The organism is Sphaerospermopsis torques-reginae ITEP-024 (genome assembly GCF_019598945.1).
Classification (GTDB): domain Bacteria; phylum Cyanobacteriota; class Cyanobacteriia; order Cyanobacteriales; family Nostocaceae; genus Sphaerospermopsis.
The window spans coordinates 1,205,809-1,223,619 of the sequence record NZ_CP080598.1 but is presented as its reverse complement, the minus strand read 5'-3'; the positions used below and the strand labels follow the sequence as shown (position 1 = coordinate 1,223,619).

Sequence of the window (17,811 nt, the reverse complement as noted above, 5' to 3'; positions counted from 1 at the left end):
GAGGCGCAGAGAGAGAAAATTTTACTTCTTTTCCCAAGTTTCTAAGGATTTACGCGATTCCCCCAAACGTGGTGTTTCAGTTATTAGCTTATCTGTTGGCTTCTGCACCCGCCCAGAAATGAATTTCTGGGCTAATAGCCAAAGTAAACTAAAGTTTACTAAAAATTTTTCTGTTTTTTTAGTCATCTTTAGATGACTTTAGCTATTAGCAAGGAAATTCATTTCCTTGCGGGTTACTTCTTACTTAACATTTTCATCGGCCAAATTACTGCTTTTGCTCCTAAAATTTGGGAGTAGATTTTCCCTTCTCGACTATGTAAGATAAAATTGGCGGTTACACCTGTATCTGTTTTATTTTCCACTTCACAGGAAACATAAAATGGTGAGTTACAAGGAACAGCTAAAAATTGTTCTGAATAGGTTAATTGTCCTGGTAAACATACTTCTTGATGAAAGTGATTTAACCATATCCAAAGCGACTGAGTGCTGATGTCTGTAGTATAAGGATTATGGGTTTTTACGGGAAATTGTCCCTGTGCTTGGGCTGATATTTCTTGCCAACAACATTCAGCAGTAATTTTATCAGGGTTAACATTTAATACCCTGGTAATTTCCTGGAATGCTGGTCCATGAAATAAGGATGAATCACCATTTTGATAAAATCCTTTACCTATGGTGGTAATAATATTATCTTCTGTTAAATTCAATCCTTGATAAATTGGTGCTTCTGGAACTTTCCCCACTACTTTAATAATAGCAGAGAAGTGAAAATGGGTTTTACCTTGAGCATTTTTACTTAATATTTTGGTTTGAAAGTCAATAAATTCACCATCAGCTTTGGCAAGTTCTTGAATTTCTAAAATGTATTCATCTGCCAGGGTAGAATTAAAGGATATACCTTTTAAAACCTTAAATTCTCGACAGTTTAAGTAGTGATATCCGGGATAAATTTCTTCACAAGCATGAATCATCCAAGACATAGCACAGGTAGCAGGTAATACTTGCACCCCGGCAATGGTATGATCATATAAAAAGGGATTTTCTGCTAAAGTCATCCGTCTACGAAGACGATAACTTTTTAGGTCGCTTTCTAGGGGTGTGGGTGGTAAATTCATGGGACTACCAATCACCACCTGAGATTGATTTTGAAAAGCGGGATGGAGTTCATTCACTAACATTTGTGTACCGATTTCTACGGGAATAATATCAATTCCGCGTTCAGCAAATGCTTTTTTTAATTGTGGTGTCACCATCCCACTATCCCAACCACCCCAGTTAATAGCAACTACATGAGTTTGAGGATAATGTTTTTTAAATTGGTGGGCTGATTTATTGAGAATTTCATTAGCTATAGCATAATCACTTTGACCAATATTCCCATAAAAACCAGTCACAGAAGAAAACAAAACTAAATGCTGTAATTGTTCAGGATGAATACAATTAAGTAAATTTTGTAAACCTTGCACCTTAGCAGTATAAACCTTTTCAAAATCCTCAGATGTTTTCTTTTCAATTAACTTATCTGCTAAATTTCCAGCACCGTGAATAATACCTGTAATTTGCCCAAACTTTTGAGCAACAGTATTGAGTTTTTCTTGTAATGCTACTGTATCGGTGACATCAACACTGATATATTCAGCCTTTCCCCCTGCTGCTTCAATTGCTGCTAAAGTCTTTTTAATTTCTCTGCTGGAAGTAATTTGATTAAATATCTTTTGTACCATCATGGGCGTTGGTTTCTCACCTTGAGAAATCAAATTTTCCATGATCCTTTTTTTCAAAGCTGCATCTTCTAAACAATTACGCGCATAATCTGGTTCTTCTGTAATTTCTGAACGACCCAAAAGAATAAACTTACAAGGTTGATTTTGTGCTAATTTAATTGTGCATTGTGCAGTGATTCCCTTTGCTCCACCACTGACAACAAATACAGATGATGGGCTAACTTGAAGTGTTGCTGTCATAATTCCTCGGTAATGAGATAAAAATTAAAAAATTAAAGTAAGGAGTCAGGAGTCAGGAGTCAGAATATTTAATAGAGGTTTTGATGTGGTGAGTAATGCTTTGTGAGTAAGTCAATTTATTTTTTTCTCACGCAAAGACGCAAAGACGCAAAGAGAAGATTTAATGAACCACGAAGAAGCGAAGGACACGAAGGAAGAAGAAAAGAAGAAAAGAAGAAAAGAAGATCATCCTTATTATTAACTCAGATGCTTTCTAAAGAATAGCTGATTACTGATAGCTGAATACTTATGTGGTGGGCAATGCCCACCTTACAAATTATTCGGCTTCAGCTATGAGTGTTACTCTTCCCTTTGAGCTATAACCAACTTCACCAATATATCGGTTAGAATCGTGCAATTCTGCTACTATATATTCTGCTGATTGGTGTGGGTCTAAGTTGGGATGTAAATCAATTGCTCTCAAGAATACTTTTGGCCATTCCCATCTCAAACTTTTGGTTAATCCAAATAATCCTGCACCGATAATTCCGAAGTTTTCTGTGTAGTCTAATCCAAATGCACCGTCAAGATGGGCAACTGTACAAAAGCTAACTCTTCCTTCTAAATCGGCGGCTGTGTTGAGCGATTGTTTGAGATGTTTTGCCATCAAAAAGATGTGTTTTACAATCGCTTTTTCTGTTTCTGAATAGCCGAGATTTGCTGTTGTGAATTGTGGATGTAGGTGAATAAATGCCCCAATCTTTCCATGTTGAATAGTGATACTTTGCAGTAGTAGTTGTAGGTGTTCTTCACTCATGTTTGCTAAGGTGAGGCGGGTAACTCCTACTGGTAAAGGCGACTGTTCGGGAACTATTGATTGGGGGAAACTTAAAACTACTACTTTCCAACCTTTTTCTATTAGCGCGTGAGCTAATTTTGTGGTAGTTAAAGAACCGTCATCTGTGATTAATCCAATGTGTTCTTCTGGTAATTTACATTCCCAAAAATCAGGTCTGGGTAATGTTTTGAGTTTGGCTGGACGACGGGGTAAATTTGGGTCTGCTGGTAGTGGTGGGGTTAAGTCCACCACTTTTTCTATTGTTTCTATTTGTGGTTCTATCTGGTAAGAATCAAGCTTTTTTTTTTCACCTGCCACCAGTTTTTGGAGGTAGTTAACTATCTGTCCAATTGTCCGCAGGTCGCCTAATTCTTCGATGTTTGGTTTGGGTAAATCGGGGTATGCTTCTTGCATTCCTCCTAATATTTCTACCCGTTTAATGGAGTCTATTCCCAGGTCGGCTTCCATGTCCATGTCTAGTTCTAACATTTCTACTGGATAGCCTGTTTTTTCACTGGTAATTCTTAACAGGGTTTCGGCTATATCCGGGTGTTCGGTACTGAGGACTGGGGACTGGGGAATAATGACTAAATCTTGTTTTACTTCCTCTATTTCTGTCACCTGTAACCTGTAACCTGTCACCTCTTCTGTCACCTGTAACCTGTCAACTGTCACTTCTTCTGTCACCTGTAAACTGTCACCTTTCACCTCATTTTTAACTTCTGAACTGTTAACCGCAACCTGCTTTCCTAGATATTCAACTATTTGACCAATGGTGCGTTTTTCTGCCAGTTCTTCTAAGTTTGGTTTGGGTAAATCAGGATATAATTCTTGCAATCCTCCTAATATTTCTACCCGTTTGATGGAGTCAATTCCCAGGTCGGCTTCCATGTCCATGTCAAATTCTAACATTTCGATGGGATAACCTGTTTTTTCGCTAGTAATTGCTAGGAGATTTTTACCTAGTTCATCAATATTAACTGCGGGTTTTGTTGGCTCAGAAATTAATGCTACAGGTGCAACTAGTTCTGCAACTGGGGTAGGTGTTTCGATTACAGGTTCAGCAATTTTTGTAATGGGAACTTGTTCTATTACAGGTGCAGTTTGAGTTACAGTTTCTATGACTGGTTCAGGAGTTTCTACTATTTTGTTAACAGGAGTAACTACTGTTTCTGTAATAGTTGGTTCTGGGTTTTGGGGGATAAATTCCCGTAAACTTTGGGTGTGTGTTTCGGTAAATTGTGGGGGAATGACGGGTGTGGTTTCTGTACCGTCAATTAGTAATGAATATTCTTGTTGAATGAGTTGGAAGAAGTTTTTGGTGTATTCTACTTGTTCCCGTAAATATTGTTCATGGATGCGGAGAGTTTCGGCTTGTTGGTTGTGAAATTGCATCATGCTGCGCTCGAAACTTTCCATGATTGATTGTTTAATTTGGGCAGTTTCGGCAGCTTGACTGTTCATTAACAGGGCGTTTTGTTGCTGCATCAATTGGAAAAATGTTTTCGCATATTCCATTTGATGATTTAGATATGTACCGTGAATTTCTAAGTTATCACTTTGATTATTTTGAAACTGGTTGAGGAGGTTTTCTAAACTTTCCAAAACCTGTTGAAAGTTGGTGTTTTTATCTGGTTTTTCCATGTTCCCTCCTAGACTCTCTGCCAGCGCATAAGTCACTGTAGGTAATTTTTCTTTGGTGGCTGGATTTGAATTTATAGATGTAGCAGGATTCATCTGAGAAACTTGAGAAACTGTTTGCAAAGAAGTAATTACTGGTGTTTTTTTGTTGCCGTTACCGTTACCATTGCCGTTGCCGTTTCCGTTGCTTCCATTGCTAGAAGAAACTACAGGAAGTACAGCCTTGGGAATTTCTAAAGTTTTAGAATCTTTAATTTCTAAAGTTTTAGATTCCTCAATTATTTTCACTGTTTGAACTTCTTTAACTTCTTGCGCTCCTTGAATTTTGAAGCCGTCATTTAATGCTTCTGTAAAGGCGTTTTTGGTTTTTTCGGAAACGTAGTTAATGCCTCTGAGTTTGACGTTTAAGGCTTTTTTGGTTTCTTTGGTGGGTAATGTTTCTGGTAGTTGATAGGGGTCAAGATTACCTAAAGCCATACCAATTACCCGCAGTTGTACTGCTGCTTCTCTGAGAGAGCGATCGCTATTTTTCTGTGTACTAGGATTGAGAGAAATAGTAATATGTGGACGCTCACCCAAAATATCTTTTACCAAGTTGGTAAGAATGCGTTTTGGTCCAAATTCTACGAAGCAATAACCACCACCAGCATAGATATTTTCTATCTCTTGTTTGAAGTGAACTGAGCTAGAAAGATGACTTTCTAATACTCTTTGAATGGCTGAAGGTTCTTGGGGATATTGTTTACCAGTAACGTTACTAAAAACGGGAACTTTGGGATTTTGGAACGCAACAGATTTAGTTGCAATGGCAAAGGATTTCTGTGCAAAGGCAATTAATGGTGTGTGGAAAGCTGCGGAAACTGGTAAAGGTACAGCACCATATCCTAACTCTTGAAATTTCTGGTGAATTTTTTGAATTTCCGCAGTTGGACCAGCTAAAACAATTTGAGTGGGAGAATTGAAATTAGCGATCGCAATTTTTGGGAAATTCTTCAGCACTGCTTCCACTTTGCTGATATCTTCTTTCACCGCTAACATACTACCTGCATCATGGTCAGGATCTTTCGGTGCGGCCATCGCCTGTCCTCTAGACTTAACCAAGTACAAATAATCTTCTTCACTCAACACTCCCGCTGCCCACAAAGCGGTTAATTCACCAAAACTATGACCGGCAGTAAAATCAGATTTAAACCCAGCTTGTTGGAAAATAGAATACAAACCGGCACTAAAAACACCAATCGCCGGCTGTGCATATTCTGTTCTTTGTAAAGCTGCAATTTGGGAGTTTTTCTCAGCTTCATTAAAAGTTGGATGGGGGAAAACAACTTCCGAAATAGGCTGCAAATTATCTTTAATTAACAACCCATCCATCAACCCATACAACCTTCTTAAAGCTGGGAAATTCATCACCGCTTCTCTACCCATTTCCAGGTATTGAGAACCTTGACCAGAGAATAAAGCTACAACTTTTCCAGCTAATTCTATACCAGAAGCACGGTAATAAATCCCTTGAGGATGTTCCCAAGAAGTTACAGATTGTTTATTTTTCAGTAAGTCAATACTAACCTTTAGTAACTTACAAGCCTCTGCTTTATTCTCAGCAACAAAACCAATTCTGGCAGCAGTTTTAGGAATACTTAAAGCTTGAGATTCTTGAACTAATTGCGAGTAATATCTATCGCCTTCGTTAGATTGCAAATTATTAAAAGTTGCTTCTAACTTATTGATTAATTCACTAGGATTGGTAGCAAATAATAACATTTCACTTGCCACATTATGTAAACGATAAGCCTCTTGTTGTTCCCCTTGATATTCTTCCAACACTACGTGATAGTTAGTGCCACCAAAACCAAAGGAACTTACACCCGCACGTCTTGGTGCTTCACCTTCTGCACGTATCCAAGGTCTAGTTTCAGTGTTTAAATAAAAGGATGAATTTTCAATATCCAGCTTAGGATTTGGTTCAGTAATATTGATAGTTGGTGGTAAAATCTTGTGATGTAAAGCTAGGGCAGTTTTCACTAAACTAGCTGCACCGGCGGCGGCTTTTGTATGTCCAATTTGGGATTTTACACTACCTAAAGCAATATGCTGTTTCTTATTATCATATTGACTAAAGAAACTATGCAAAGATGCAAATTCTGTAGGATCTCCCGCCATTGTTCCCGTACCGTGAGCTTCCATTAAACCCACAGTTGCCGGTGAAAAACCAGCATCATTATAAGCACGTTCTAAGGCTTTAACTTGTCCTTCTTTTCGTGGTGCATAAATACTCTTATAGCGACCATCGCTAGAAGTACCAATACCTTTAATTACAGCATAGATTTTATCGCTATCTCTTTGGGCATCTTCTAAGCGTTTGAGAACTAACATAGCGATCCCTTCACCTAACATCATTCCATCTGATTTGGCATCAAAAGGTTTGACATTTTCGCTAGGAGAAACCGCCGGAGTTTTGCTAAAAGAAATGTAAGCCATGATGGTGTTATCGGTATCTACACCACCGGTTAACATCATATCGCTGCGATGTTCTACCAGTTCACTAATAGCCATTTTCAAAGCACCAAAGGAACTAGCACAAGCAGCATCAACTACACAATTCATACCGCCAAAATTGAGACGGTTGGCAATACGTCCAGCCACAACATTGGCTAACATTCCAGGGAATGCGTTTTCATCCCATTTAACGTAAGCACTCTTAATTTTTTCGACGATTTTCTGAGTATCTTCGTCAGATAAACCGCTACTTTTAAGAACTTTTTCCCAAACAGGGTATTCTAATCTGGCTGATAATGGCATACCCAATTGTTTAGCCATTGCCACACCTAAAATTACCCCCACATTTTCCCTGTTAAAATCACGAGATTCACCATAACCAGCATCTTCCATTGCTTCTTTAGCAACTACTAAACTTAATAGTTGTGATACATCAGTAACTTCTAAAATGCTGGGAGGAATCCCAAATTCCATCGGGTTAAAATCAACTTCAGGAATAAAACCACCACGTTTACAATAGGTTTTATCCTCTGGAGTTCTGGGGTTAGGATCGTAATAATCTTTGACACTCCAATGAGTTTCAGGAACATCAGTAATACAGTCAGCTTTATTAACAATATTTGCCCAGTATTGTCTAAGGTTTCTAGCTTGTGGCAATAGAGAAGCCATACCGACAATAGCGATAGGATTTTGTTGCAGTTGTCTGTTAATTTTGTGAGTTGACATTTGATTTTCTGGGTTCATTTTTCTTTCCTCTATAAACTTAATCAAATCCTTTTCACAACTGTTAATTAGGCTCTCTAACTCTGCCAAGGCAGTATTAATTGAATCAGCAGACATCATGGCATAGAGTAATTTTGAGGATTGTAAATTGTTTAGCTACAGAACTTACTTAAATTTCTGTGGCTTACACATAAATAATTAAGCCATTTGTTCTTACCAGTATTAGTTAATTTAGCTGTGTAAGAAATCAGGCATTTTCATCCATCATATTCATCCATCAACACCACACGGTAAATACTGCCTTGATTTCCCTTTTAATAATTAAATTCTTTGGTGTTTTGATGTAATTGGCTAACACTGTAAACCTGAAACGATACTATACAATGTTGTCTTTCCTTTTCTTGTTTGTTTAGAGACATTATCAGTAAAAACTCGCGTGTGTGAGAAAAGACAGCAGGATTTAGAAAACTCCATCCAAAGAACTTAGGATATTGTAGAAACTGGTAAAATTTTCTGAACTTGTTTGGTTACTAATTGGTTAGTAAATTGGTTAGTTGTCTGATCACGGTAGATATGATCTCAGCATTTGTGTGAGCATTAAATTACCAGTGATTAGGAAAACAAGTTAATATATTTTATGACATTCAACCAATAAAAGCTGCCAAACTCGTTACAGAAATAACATCACCTTGAATCTAAATTCATGCAATGTGAAAAAATACTTAAACAGTTTTATCGAGATAATAACAGGGTTGGTTTATGGTATTTTTTCCTTTTTACTTGCAACTCATTGAATAATTGACTTGCTGCTTTTCATTATTGAATTAATACAAAGAATAGCACAATTTGAAAAAATAGAATAGTTCACAGACAGTAAGTTTTGAAAAATATTTTTGGCTCATGAACTCAGTTTTCAATATTCTATCAGGATCATGGTATATCCCTTTACTCGAATTTGGACAATAAAAGTTTTGTTTTAGGTGTATTATTGTCATTTGCGCTTGCATTATCAAGAGTTTTAGAGCAACTGTCTTGTAAGTAACAAATCATTAAATACACACATTGTTGATTTGAACATAAATGTTTTTTTCTCAGAGAAACATGATAATTAAGCTGTGGTATTTGATGAATTTATAAGATAACTCAGTTTGTTAATCAAATTGGTTATTTATAAAGCAAATCTTAATTTAGTAGCTGTAATTAATTGTATTAAGACCACAGGAGCAACTTGTGATGAAATCTTTATATTTTGACAACATCAATCGTTATTTGATCACAAAAATACAGATTTCACAGTTGATTCATGAACCTCTTATGTCATGTTTTCAATAAAATCTCTTATTTGAGTTATTTTCAGGAACAATAACAAATAGGTTGATTTACTTTGTTGACAAAATTCAACTTTTTTGGCAGAATTAAATTGAACTTTTACAGATTTTTAGACTCATTTACTCGGAAATTCGTTCTATCGGAAACACAAAATTATTAGTTAGCCATCTTGTATTTCTCGCTACTTTATCAAAGGCTAATTAAAGATAAAACAAAGGATAATTGCCAGCTAAATCACCGAGTTAAATCACTGTTGATTTTCCGGTTCATCTTGTTACCTGTAAAGATTGCTATAAACTATCATAACAATTCATACCCACAAGTAATGCGACTTATCCATTAGCTAAACGTCAGATGATAAAGGATAAGTTATTTTAGGTAATTTGCGCTATTAAAACTATACCTGAGTCAAATTAATGGGAATAAAAATATGGCAGTAAATAAAGAAAGCCAACTATTAAAAAAAGCTACCAAGCAGTGGAAAATTATTTTAGCCGTTGCAATTGCTTTAACTGCTGGTTTAGGATCTTTCTACAGTTTTTCTCAATTAAAGGGAAAATCTAATTCTCCACTTCCCGCTACTGAAAACCCATCCCCTCAACCCACTCCTGTAAAATTTGCTGTCACTGCTTTAGGAAGACTACAACCCCAAGGAGAAATTACTTATTTATCTGCTCCTAATTCCATCAACGGTGTGCGTGTAGAAAAACTATTAGTAGTAGAAGGGGATGAAGTAACAGCAGGACAAACATTAGCTTATTTAGAAAACTATGAACGTTCAAAAACTGCAATCAAACAAGCTTTTGATAAATTATTAGTTGCTAAAGCTAAACTAGCACAGGTAAAAGCTGGAGCAAAACCCGGAGATATTAACGCTCAAAAAGCAACAATTACCCGGTTAGAATCACAATTAAAAGGTGAAATTGCAGCACAAAACGCGACAATTAACCGCATTCAAGCTGAAGTAGATAATGCTAAAAAAGAGAGCGATCGCTATCAGAAATTATACAAAGATGGCGCAATTTCTGCTTCTATTGCTGATGCCAAAACTTTACAACTAAAAACCACACAACAACAATTAACAGAAGCAAAAGCGACACTGCAAAGAACCAAAAACACCTTACAAGATCAAATTCAAGAAGCAACTGCCAAACTCAACAGTATCAAAGAAGTACGCAGTGTAGATATTGCCTTAGCAGAAAGTGAAGTTAAAAGCGCAGAAACTGCTGTTCAACAAGCCAAAGCAGACCACGAATTAACTTACATCAAATCCCCCATAGATGGCAGAGTATTAAAAATTCATGCCAAAAATGGCGAAGTAATAGCAACTTCTGGTTTTGCAGAACTTGGTAAAACCTCAGAAATGAATGTCATTGCTGAAGTTTATCAAACAGATATTCAAAAAGTGAGAGTTGGACAAAAAGCTAATCTTACCAGTGCTGCATTTTCAGGAAAACTACAGGGAACAGTCAAAGAAATTGGCTGGCAAATTGACAAACAAAGTATCTTTAGTATTAACCCTAATTCAGATACAGATCGCAGAATTGTCGAAGTAAAAATCGCCATTGATAACCCAGCAGACAGCGAAAAAGTATCTCGTTTAACTAACTTACAGGTAGACGTTGCTATTCAGATTTAGTCATTGGTAGGTGACAGTTTACAGGTGACAGGTGACAGTAAGAAGGAAACAGGCAAGAGTTTATTATTACCAATTACCAATTACCAATTACCCATTACCCATGACCAATAACTAAAAACAAAATATATGACCATAAAAATACCTTTAGCATGGCTACAGTTAGCCCAGCAAAAAGTGCGTTTTGTTGTCGCTGTAGCTGGCATTGCTTTTATTGTGCTGCTCATGTTTATTCAACTTGGTTTCCAAGATGCACTTTATTCTAGTGCTACAGCAGTACATCAAAATCTCAAAGGAGATTTATTTTTAGTTAGTTCTCAATACAAATCTTTGACCTCAAATCAAAGTTTTTCTCGCAATCGTTTATATCAAGCATTAGGGTTTAATGGTGTAGAATCAGTTAGCCCGATGTATTTGCAATTTGCAAAGCTAAAAAATCCAGAAACTGGCGAGAAATATTCAATTTATGTCATTGGTTTTGACCCAGGTAGACCAGTGATGAATATTCCCGAAGTGCAGGAGAATTTAGATAAACTTAAAATTCCCGATGTCATGTTATTTGACAGAGCTTCACGCCCAGAATTTGGTCCCATAGCCAAAAATTTTGAGAGAGGAAATACAGAACAAAAAATAGAAATATTTGCCTTTGATGCCTTGCAAGGTTATCGAGTCAGAGTAGGAGGTTTATTTAGTTTAGGTCCCTCCTTTGGTGTCGATGGCAATTTAATTGTCAGTGACTCAACTTTTGTAAAAATCAATCCCCTTGTACGTCCATCAGAAAAAATAGATGTAGGTATTGTTAAACTTAAACCAGGTGTTGACCCCCAGGAAGTGTTAAAAAACTTGCGGGACAATATACCTAATGATGTCCAGATTTTCACCCGTCAACAATTCATTGATTTTGAAAAAGAATATTGGGCTTCTAGAACACCCATTGGTTTTATTCTTAACTTAATGTTGACAATGGCTTCTGTAGTAGGTGTGGTCATTGTTTATCAAATTCTCTACAGCAATATTGCTACTCAATTCATTGCCTACGCCACTTTAAAAGCTATCGGTTATGCCAATGGATATTTATTAAATGTTGTTTTTCAACAGGCACTAATTCTAGCTTTACTAGCTTATTTTCCAGGATTTATTATTTCCGTAGCCTTATATGATTTTGCAATGGAAGCAACTAAATTACCCATCATGATGACTTCTAATAATGCCCTACTTGTCTTAACTTCAACAGTTTTAATTTGCATCACTTCCGGCGCATTAGCAATTAATAAACTGCGCTCCGCAGATCCAGCAGATATTTTCTAAATCGTCAAGAAATTAACTCAGAATATTCACTAATCAATATTATGGACATCAAAAACAAAACCATTCTCATCACTGGAACTGACGAATTTATTGGCTCTCGTGCAGCAGAATTAGCAGTATCTCAAGGCATGAAAGTCAAAGGTTTACAAACTTCTCAAGTACAGGATAAAAACCTCGAAAACTTAGGAGTAGAAATTATCTTTGGCAGCATCACTGATGAAAAAATAGCGCAAAAAGCTTGTCAGGGAGTAGACATTATTTTACACACTGCCCAACTAGCAGAAGAAGCAGGAGATATTAAACGTTTTCAAGAAATAAACGTAGGAGCTACTGTCAACATAGCTAAAGCTGCTAAACAAGCTGGTGTGAAAACATTTGTTCATCTTTCCACTGTCTTAGTTTATGGCTTTAACTATAGCGATAATATTGCCGAAAATGGAAACTTATCTAGTGATAATAACCCCTATTGTCAAACTAAAATTGAGGCAGAAACAGAAGTTTTAAAACTTAACTCATCTCCTGATTTTGGAGTAATTATAATTCGTGCAGGAGATGTTTATGGTCCAGGTAGTATTCCTTGGATAGTGCGCCCAGTATTAATGATGCGTCAAAAATTATTTGCCTATGCCAATGATGGTAAAGGTGTGATGAATCATTTGTATGTTGATAACTTAATTGATGCCATCTTTTTAGCAATAGAAAAAGAAGTTTATGGCGAAATATTTAATATCACAGATGGCGAAAAAAATTCCTGGAAAGAATATTTTATTCACCTCGCAGCAATGGAAGGTTTACCTGCTCCCATGTCCTTGCCTAAAGAAGAAATGAAATTGTTTCTTAAAGTGCGTAACCAAGGACAAAAACTATTTCGCAAAAAAGCTGATATCCTCCCAGAGTCAGTAGACTTTATGAGTCGTCCTTATGCTTATTCTATTGCTAAAGCTACAAGTTTATTAAACTATAAACCCAAAGTTGATTTAGAAGAAGGCATGAAACGTACTCATCAATGGTTACAAAAAACTGACATTCAAAAATTGATGAAATAAGTAATCAGTAATGTAAGTATTCAGCTATCAGTAAGTGGCTACGCCACGCTACGCTAACAGCCCATAGCCAGGATTCAGGCGTTTTCAGTTGAGGAATGTTATCTACATCTATTTCTTTTGATTCTTTTTATTTCAATCTTTCAGTTACATAGCTGATGGCTGAATGCTTACTCAGTAATATATATTTTTGTGGGGAATAACGTATGTATAAACCTCAAGCAAAATTAAGTATTGGATTACCTGTATACAACGGCGAAAAATTTATAAAACAGTCTCTAGATTCTCTGTTAAATCAGACATTTAGTGATTTTGAGTTAATTATTTCCGATAACGCTTCCACAGATAATACTGAAGAAATTTGTAGAAATTACGCCGCACAAGATCACCGGATTCGTTACTATCGTAATCCTACTAATATTGGTTGCGCTTGTAATTTTAACCGCGTTTTTGAATTATCGAATAGTGAATACTTTAAATGGGCAGCTTACGACGATTTACACGCTGCTGATTTTCTCAGTAAATGTATACAGGTACTTGAGGAAAATCCGCATTATATCTTATGCCATTCCCACACATATCTGATTGATGAACAGGGTAATTTTTTCCAAAACTATGACATTAAACTCAATACTAACTCAGAAAAACCACAGATCAGATTTGAAGAATTACTGACTAAACATCTCTGTTATCAAATGTATGGAGTCATTCGCAAAAGTGCCTTACAAAAAATCACTCCTATGGGTGGTTATGGCAATGCAGATGGAATTTTATTATTAAGACTTGGTACAGTTGGGCAGTTTTATGAAATTCCCGAATACTTATTTTTTGCCAGGATTCATCCCCAACAATCTTTGAGTATGTTTTTTCCAAGTTACCTGTCTTTTACTCAGAAATATCCTCAATATTCATTAGATATGTTACCAGATTTCTATGAGTATTCCATTTGGTTTGATTCAGGTAACAAAGACAAAGTTTTATTTCCCCATTGGCGCATTCTCAAAGAATATTTACTTTCAGTCAGTCAAAGTTCACTTAATTTATATGAGCAAATATTGTGTTATTTGATTATTGTTAAAAAGCTATCTGGAACAGAATCTTTATTACTTAAAGATTTGTGGATCGCTGCTAAAATTTTGCGTTCCCAAAAAAACAAAACTAACAGTAATTTAAGTTTGTCCAATGAATATTTAAGCAATTAATCTACAAGGTATATCTCACAGCTTATGTTAAAAATATCTCGCATTTCTTATCTATTGCTGGCGACTGTTTTAAGTTTCAGTTGTGCTAACACTGCCCATGCACAAACTACCACAGCATTAACTGTAGTCGTGAATGGAATAAGTAACAAAACAGGTGAAATTTGTTTCCGAATTTATAACTCTGAAAAAGGCTTTCCTATGAGTAGTTCTAGTGAAGTTCAAAGTGGCTGCACTAAAATTACTGGTAGTTCTGTGAAAAAAGTATTTTCTGGTTTAAAACCAGGAACTTATGCAGTAGCAGTAGTTGACGATCAAAATGGCGATCGCAAACTCAATAAAGACTTTTTTGGTATTCCCACAGAAGGTTTTGGCATTTCCAGAAATCCCATTGTCTCTATCCAAACTGGTACACCCAAATTTAAAGAAGCCAGTTTTAAAATGACTAAAAATACCACCATTAACATCAACATGAAATATTCCCTTGATCCATAGATGATTGGTGATTGGTGATTGGTAATTGGGTTATTTACCTCCCCATTACCCATTACCCATTACCCATTACCAATTACCCATTACCAATTACCCATTACCAATTACCCATTCCCTATTCCCTATTCCCTATTCCCTATGACTAATAACTAATGGCAGATTTGACTACATTTCTATCTAACTCTTTGATAGGTTGGCTGGTAATTCAGGTATGTTTAATGCTAATATTTTTATGGTATTTGCGAACCTACAAACAGCCATTAATATCAGATAAACAACTACCAAAAACGGCAGTAATTCTTTGTTTACGAGGTGCTGATCCATTTTTACCTAATTGTGTGCGATCGCTCTTAAATCAAAACTACCCAGAGTACGATTTAAAGCTGATCATTGATAGTCTAGAAGATCCAGCTTTGAAAATTGCCAAAGAAGTCATCGCTGAAACTAAAGCCACTAATTTCCAAATTAGCACCCTCAGAACAGTACGTCATAATTGTAGTCTCAAATGCAGTTCTTTAGTACAAGCAGTTTCCGATTTAGATGACTCTTACCAAGTAATTGCCTTAGTAGATGCTGATACCATCGTACACAAAAATTGGTTAAAAGAATTAGTTAGTCCCCTGACCAATGAAACAGTAGGACTAACAACAGGAAACCGTTGGTATGTACCCACAGGAAAATATTGGGGTTCTTTAGTACGCTACGCTGGTAACGTTTCTACCGTCGTGCAAATGTTCCTATTTCAAGTTCCTTGGGGTGGTAGTTTAGCAATTAAAAAACAACTCCTCCAACAAACAGAAATACTGGAAAAATGGGGAGAAGCATTTGGTGACGATATGCTCCTACACAAAGTCATCAAAAAACACGGATGGAAAATTAAATTTGTCCCTTCTTTGTTAATGGTAAACCGAGAAGAAAGCAATTTATCTACTTTATTTCCATCTCTCCAACGCCTCATACTTTGTTCTCGACTTTATCATCCTAATTGGTTAGCATTAGTAAGTGATGCAGTTTCCAGTATTCTCTTTCCTACCCTCACCATTCTCTTAGCTTTAGGATTATTTTTAGCCACAGAATGGAATCAAGCATTTTCCTTATTTAAAACCTATAGCATCTACACAATTGGATTACTCTTGTTAATGCTAGTCATGGAACTAGGAGTACAAGAAATAATTCGCTCTCAAGGACAACCAATTCCAGAAATTTCACTCACCAACATCCTCAAAATGTTCATTGCTATTCCTTTAACACAATGGCTTTATGGTTTAGCAATGTTATCTTCCCTCTGGATGTCAACAGTAACATGGCGAGGACTTACCTATAAAATTAAAAGTCCTTGGCATATTCGCTTAGTTGAATATCATCCTTATCAATGGTTAGATCAACCAATTGATCCGAAAATTTCTCTCTAGTCATACTCTTGATAGAAATTCAGAAGCTTCTCTGTAATTTGATTGGGAATTTTATTAATTATCAGCGCAGAAACCAACAGTTTCATGATAGTTGCTGCGTAAATCCTCAAACCAGCACATTCATGAAATAAGTGAACTACAAATGAAAAAACAACCCCTCCGCATTGCCTTATTTACAGGTTTATATGCTCCTTTTTTAACAGGAGTATCCGTTGCTGTACATCAGCGCGTCCATTGGTTACTTGAACAAGGACACGAAGTTTTTCTCATTCATCCACAGATCAACAATAAGTACAGTCAACAAATTGGAAATCGTCCCATGTCGGGATTAGAAGAACTACAATCTTTTCCCAACTTTTCATCTTATGCTTTCCCCACAGAACCGCTAATATTCTATAAATCTCTACCTCAACCATTGCACTATCGTCATTGGAGCGATACTAAATTACTGGAAAAGTTTCAGCCTGACATCATCGTCGTTGAAGAAGCAGCCCAAATGAGAGGGCTATATTCAGTTTTCCTACAAGGTTATGGACGACCAGTAGGAGTTGATTACGCCAAACGCACTAAAACCCCCATCATCTCCGTTTTTCATACCGATATCGTCGCCTATATTCGATATTATTTAGGTGATTTTCTATTCGGATTGATGCGTCCCATAATTCCATTATTAGTTAAGCAATTTAGTAATGCTTACACCCTCAATATATTTTCTTCTAGGGAACAACTTTCCAAGTACCAAAAACTAGAATGTCTACGCGGTGAATACGTCCCCTATCAAGGAATTAATTGTGAAAAATTCCATCCCCGAAACATCTGTTATGATCCAATTCCTAACGATAAAAGACCTACAATTTTATTTGTAGGACGCATCACTGCCGAGAAAAATGTCACACAACTTTTAGATGCTTATCCCTTGATAGCTGCTCAAATTCCTGATGTTCATTTAGTCATAGTTGGTAGCGGTCCATTAGATCAAGAAATTCGTCGTCGCGCTCAAAAATTCCTCCACGGTGTAACGCTTTGGGGTGAATCTCACGGTACTGAACTTTTGGGATGGTTCGCTCGAGCAGATGTTTTTATTAACCCTTCAGTAACGGAAAACTTCTGCACTACAAATAACGAAGCTTTAGCATCAGGAACTCCTGTAGTCGCTGCTATGGCTCCCTCTACTGCTGAACAAGTAATAGTTGGTTATAATGGCTTTCTTGCTGAAGCTAATAACCCCAAAGATTTTGCTGACAAGATAATTGCAATACTGCAAAATCCTGACCTAAAAGCCCAATTATCCGCACAAGCTCGTCCTTCTATCTTAGAATTTGATTGGTCAGTATGTAGCCAAAAATTTGAAGATAAGCTCTATCAGTTAGTTGGTATACCCCAAATAGTTGAGTCTTCCTCATAATTATTAGCACCCACAGGTTAAAAAAAAAAGCCAATTTGGCTACATATCTTTGATTATGTCTGGTAGAGTATTCCAGTAATTGACCTGTGGGCTTTTAGGTTACAAGTTGGAGACATGAGCAAACTGTGCCACGGTTTTATCAGCAGAGACATGACCTACTCTCACTGTTGATCATCCTGGTATTGCCCTCAACTGTGCCTAAAAATCTTTAGACCTCATAAGTCATGACTTATGGGGTTTTTATTATCCAAAAAATCTCAGTATTCACCTATTACTACTCAGCAGTCAGCTTTTTAACCAATATTCTTCTTTGTTTTTTTTGTTTTTTTTGTTTTTTTGTTTTTTT

The 17,811-nt window shown here is 36.5% G+C and carries 10 protein-coding genes; 7 read left to right on the top strand and 3 right to left on the bottom strand.

What is annotated here, in order from left to right; all coding sequences use genetic code 11:
- Positions 1-21: 21 nt before the first annotated feature.
- The 3 genes from K2F26_RS05645 to K2F26_RS05635 form a co-directional block, all read right to left on the bottom strand.
- Positions 22-186: a hypothetical protein gene (locus K2F26_RS05645; protein ID WP_220610682.1), complete on the bottom strand. Its 165-nt coding sequence runs from the start codon at positions 184-186 to the stop codon at positions 22-24.
- 47 nt (positions 187-233) lie between these two features.
- Complete coding sequence (locus tag K2F26_RS05640) at positions 234-1,964, bottom strand: SDR family NAD(P)-dependent oxidoreductase (RefSeq protein ID WP_220610681.1); 1,731 nt, start codon at positions 1,962-1,964, stop codon at positions 234-236.
- Between the two features lie 316 nt (positions 1,965-2,280).
- Positions 2,281-7,758 (bottom strand): type I polyketide synthase, encoded by a 5,478-nt coding sequence (locus K2F26_RS05635; RefSeq protein WP_220611797.1) that lies wholly within the window; start codon positions 7,756-7,758, stop codon positions 2,281-2,283.
- A 1,642-nt stretch (positions 7,759-9,400) separates the two neighbouring features.
- On the opposite strand from K2F26_RS05635, the gene K2F26_RS05630 reads away from it, so the two are divergent.
- From K2F26_RS05630 to K2F26_RS05600, 7 genes are all read left to right on the top strand, one after another.
- Positions 9,401-10,609: an ABC exporter membrane fusion protein gene (locus K2F26_RS05630; protein WP_220610680.1), complete on the top strand. Its 1,209-nt coding sequence runs from the start codon at positions 9,401-9,403 to the stop codon at positions 10,607-10,609.
- Between the two features lie 126 nt (positions 10,610-10,735).
- On the top strand, positions 10,736-11,914 hold the full coding sequence (gene devC / locus K2F26_RS05625; protein ID WP_220610679.1) for an ABC transporter permease DevC: 1,179 nt from the start codon (positions 10,736-10,738) through the stop codon (positions 11,912-11,914).
- Positions 11,915-11,955: 41 nt separating this feature from the next.
- Positions 11,956-12,960: an NAD-dependent epimerase/dehydratase family protein gene (locus K2F26_RS05620; protein ID WP_220610678.1), complete on the top strand. Its 1,005-nt coding sequence runs from the start codon at positions 11,956-11,958 to the stop codon at positions 12,958-12,960.
- A 203-nt stretch (positions 12,961-13,163) separates the two neighbouring features.
- Entirely contained in the window at positions 13,164-14,159 is a 996-nt protein-coding gene (locus K2F26_RS05615) for a glycosyltransferase family 2 protein (RefSeq protein WP_220610677.1), read from the top strand.
- Between the two features lie 24 nt (positions 14,160-14,183).
- Positions 14,184-14,651, top strand: a complete 468-nt coding sequence (locus tag K2F26_RS05610) for a DUF2141 domain-containing protein (protein ID WP_220610676.1) — start codon at positions 14,184-14,186, stop codon at positions 14,649-14,651.
- Between the two features lie 149 nt (positions 14,652-14,800).
- Positions 14,801-16,060: a glycosyltransferase family 2 protein gene (locus K2F26_RS05605; protein WP_220610675.1), complete on the top strand. Its 1,260-nt coding sequence runs from the start codon at positions 14,801-14,803 to the stop codon at positions 16,058-16,060.
- Positions 16,061-16,202: 142 nt separating this feature from the next.
- Entirely contained in the window at positions 16,203-17,465 is a 1,263-nt protein-coding gene (locus K2F26_RS05600; RefSeq protein ID WP_220610674.1) for a glycosyltransferase, read from the top strand.
- The last annotated feature ends 346 nt before the right edge of the window (positions 17,466-17,811 follow it).

Bases quoted from the DNA above. Each gene is read 5' to 3' on its own strand.
- K2F26_RS05645 (WP_220610682.1), bottom strand. From the start codon at position 186: ATGACTAAAAAAACAGAAAAATTTTTAGTAAACTTTAGTTTACTTTGG.
- K2F26_RS05640 (WP_220610681.1), bottom strand. From the start codon at position 1,964: ATGACAGCAACACTTCAAGTTAGCCCATCATCTGTATTTGTTGTCAGT.
- K2F26_RS05635 (WP_220611797.1), bottom strand. From the start codon at position 7,758: ATGTCTGCTGATTCAATTAATACTGCCTTGGCAGAGTTAGAGAGCCTA.
- K2F26_RS05630 (WP_220610680.1), top strand. From the start codon at position 9,401: ATGGCAGTAAATAAAGAAAGCCAACTATTAAAAAAAGCTACCAAGCAG.
- devC (WP_220610679.1), top strand. From the start codon at position 10,736: ATGACCATAAAAATACCTTTAGCATGGCTACAGTTAGCCCAGCAAAAA.
- K2F26_RS05620 (WP_220610678.1), top strand. From the start codon at position 11,956: ATGGACATCAAAAACAAAACCATTCTCATCACTGGAACTGACGAATTT.
- K2F26_RS05615 (WP_220610677.1), top strand. From the start codon at position 13,164: ATGTATAAACCTCAAGCAAAATTAAGTATTGGATTACCTGTATACAAC.
- K2F26_RS05610 (WP_220610676.1), top strand. From the start codon at position 14,184: ATGTTAAAAATATCTCGCATTTCTTATCTATTGCTGGCGACTGTTTTA.
- K2F26_RS05605 (WP_220610675.1), top strand. From the start codon at position 14,801: ATGGCAGATTTGACTACATTTCTATCTAACTCTTTGATAGGTTGGCTG.
- K2F26_RS05600 (WP_220610674.1), top strand. From the start codon at position 16,203: ATGAAAAAACAACCCCTCCGCATTGCCTTATTTACAGGTTTATATGCT.